This is a genomic window from Nostoc sp. CMAA1605, from assembly GCF_021596505.1.
Taxonomy (GTDB): domain Bacteria; phylum Cyanobacteriota; class Cyanobacteriia; order Cyanobacteriales; family Nostocaceae; genus Trichormus.
In genome coordinates this window covers 1-2,662 of sequence record NZ_PJIZ01000173.1, presented here as the reverse complement: position 1 = coordinate 2,662, position 2,662 = coordinate 1, and the positions used below count along the sequence as shown (strand labels likewise).

Below are 2,662 nucleotides of genomic sequence, written 5' to 3'. Positions count from 1 at the left end.
AATTTAAGAAAAACACTCCAGCAACAGTACCCCAACTCTGAGGAGAAAGCTGTCATTCGTAACACCATCACCACTGAGAAGCCAGGTCTTGATGGTATAGTGTTGGGTGTTTTGGTGGTTGATACTCAAGGCAAACCTTTAGATATTTACTTCCAAGACAGGTCAATTGCTCCTGAATTACAACAAAAAGCTAAAGCGTATTTTGCTGCAAATACTCCCAAAGGCGATAAACAAATTAGTCGCTATCCCTTTAACTTGCGTTTTCAATATAACAGCAGCAATACCACACAAACCAATTCAGACAAGACTCCGGCTGTAGTGATTCCTAATTCTGGTAACAATTCCAATCCTAATAATCCTCAATCGGAGACATCAACTGTAACTGTTCCATCATCTGAACAGACGACTGGATCGGATAATTCATCATCCACATCAAAACCTAGCAAAGAATTAATCAGGCAATTGCAAAATTTGCGTGATAGCAGACAAAAAAAGCCAAATGCTAACTAGTAGCCAATAATATTCAGCTATTATTTGTGCTAGTTCACTTTTGTTGCGTTTCAGCAAAGTTTAGCGCAACCTGTTTAACTGGATACTTTGTCACTAGGCTGTTGTAGGGACGGGGTTAACTAAAATATCTGCCAAAACCCGCCCCTACTGATTATTTTTACCAGCCTTGCTCTGATTTTTGGAAGACGTAAGCAGCAACTTCGAGAATTTCTGGTTCGCTTAACTTGTTTTTGAAGGCAGGCATAGCATTTTTTACCGTTTTCTACTTGATAAATAATTGCCTGGATAGCGTCTTCGTTGTAGTTGGCGAGGTACTTGGATAGAGCTTCTTTTTGCAAGGTTTTTTGAGGGACTAGAATATTACCGCCGCCGATATGGCAAGCAGAGCAGTTATTCTGGAAAATTTTCGCGCCTGAAGATATTTCTGCCGCTAGAACTGGACTGGTAAATGTAAGTTTAATTGTAGCGATCGCCAAAAATATAAATAAAATTATTCTCAACAGATTTTCCTCGCGACAAACATTTAGCAAACAAAAGTATTTGCTAGTCAATATTGTATTGCTGCTAGGTACTTAACATATATTTACATTCTTAGCTGCATACGAGCCACTGTTAGAGCAATTATATAATTAATAATTATATTAATCTTGTATAAATTTTGAATAATAAATGTATCTAAAATTTGCGGTGACAAGTCTATTCCTGCTGAATTTCGATCATTGGAAAGTTACTGAGGGGAAGTTAGACTAGTCACCGCCGTGAATTGGGATGTGGCTAGAAAGTCATGCAAAATCTAGCGACAACCAAAGGTTTCTAGCCTTCAACAGTGATTTTACCAACCATACCAGCACCACGATGAGGTTCGCAGTAGAAGGTGTATTCGCCAGCAGGAGCATCTGCGGGGAAGGTGGTTGTTTCTTTTTGACCAGGACTCATCATCAATTGTTTATGAGAGAGTGCTTTAGCAAACTCACCACCGTTGGGATCGAACACAACGTTATGGGGGGGTACTTTGTTGTTTAACCATTCGATGGTGTCGCCTGGTTTGATGGTCAACTTAGCTGGTTCAATGCCAGCATTCCTTTATCTGTACCTAGTTTAATGATGTGTGTTTCAGCCGCAGCACTAGGTGTAAAGATAGCAAAGCTGCTCACAACTAAAACTGCTGTCAATACGGCTAAAGTAAGCGTCGCCAGGTTGCTGCAATTAACTTCACTGCGTTCTCCTAAATATATAGTTTTATTTTTCCCTCTCCTATTTTAAATAAAATTTACGCGAAATATGACAATATGTCGTAGAAGTTTTTTTTGAAGAATTTATAGAGAGCAAAAAACTGTGAGTTCCAGATTCTGAGTACCGAGTCAAGAAAAATTAGGAATGAGAGATGACCCATGCACAATCAATGTTTTCATCATTCATCCTGCTCCAATTTCCTTGTCTTCAGCACTGAGAACTCAGAACTCACCAAAATTCAGCCAGTAGTGAGGATTTTAGTAGTAGATTTTACCGCCGCCCCATTTGTCGCCAAGAATTTTTGGCTGGAGTAGGATATGACCAGCGATGGATTCCAAATCCTTATCGGTCAGATTTCGCATTGCTGTGAAAATATCTGCACTCTTGATGCTGGGGTGCAATTCGGAAATTTCATCTACCCCATCATAGGTGGTGGGATTTTTCATGTAATCTACCAAGCCTTCAATATTGTCCCGCTTGGGTGTGGCTAACGCCAGGGCTTCTGGTTCAAAGTCCAACGTTTTTGGTTAGTTTTGGTCACACCACCGACGTGACATTGGGCGCAGGCGTACTGGAATAAACGTTTGCCTTCTTTTACTTGTTTTAAACTGAGTGTAACGGTATCACCCTGTTCATTTAATTTTACTGTTCTGGTAGCTTCGTCCAGTTCCACAGCTGTTGCGCTACCGACAACTAACTGAAAAGTCAGTAGAACAGTAACGACAACAACGCCAATAAGTCTTCTAAACATTGTTTCCCCTTAAAGATTTTGACGCTCAACACAGCTAATAAAGTAATACTCAACCTCTAAAATTGACAAAGACAAAACCTTGGCTACAGTCACACTGTAGTCTCCTGTTATCTCTGCGATCGCTAGGTTTGCCAAACTCATCATTGTGTGTTAACCCGCAAATAGAGA

1 protein-coding gene and 4 pseudogenes are annotated in these 2,662 nt (G+C 40.2%); 1 reads left to right on the top strand and 4 read right to left on the bottom strand.

The features are described 5' to 3' along the window. Nucleotides 1-510, top strand: a pseudogene (locus tag CV014_RS29350) (hypothetical protein); the annotation flags it as partial. Between the two features lie 157 nt (nt 511-667). On the opposite strand, the pseudogene petJ reads toward CV014_RS29350, so the two are convergent. From petJ to CV014_RS30295, 4 genes and pseudogenes are all read right to left on the bottom strand, one after another. Further along, nucleotides 668-1,010, bottom strand: a pseudogene (petJ, locus tag CV014_RS29345) (cytochrome c6 PetJ). Nucleotides 1,011-1,323: 313 nt separating this feature from the next. Then, nucleotides 1,324-1,726, bottom strand: a pseudogene (gene petE, locus CV014_RS29340) (plastocyanin). A gap of 274 nt (nt 1,727-2,000) precedes the next feature. Continuing rightward, nucleotides 2,001-2,494 (bottom strand): annotated as a pseudogene (gene psbV / locus CV014_RS29335) (photosystem II cytochrome c-550). 9 nt (nt 2,495-2,503) lie between these two features. Further along, entirely contained in the window at nt 2,504-2,638 is a 135-nt protein-coding gene (locus CV014_RS30295) for a hypothetical protein (RefSeq protein WP_268964968.1), read from the bottom strand. Between the last annotated feature and the right edge of the window lie 24 nt (nt 2,639-2,662).

Excerpts from the sequence above, each read along its gene's own strand:
- CV014_RS30295 (WP_268964968.1), bottom strand. The coding sequence starts at position 2,638 with ATGATGAGTTTGGCAAACCTAGCGATCGCAGAGATAACAGGAGACTAC.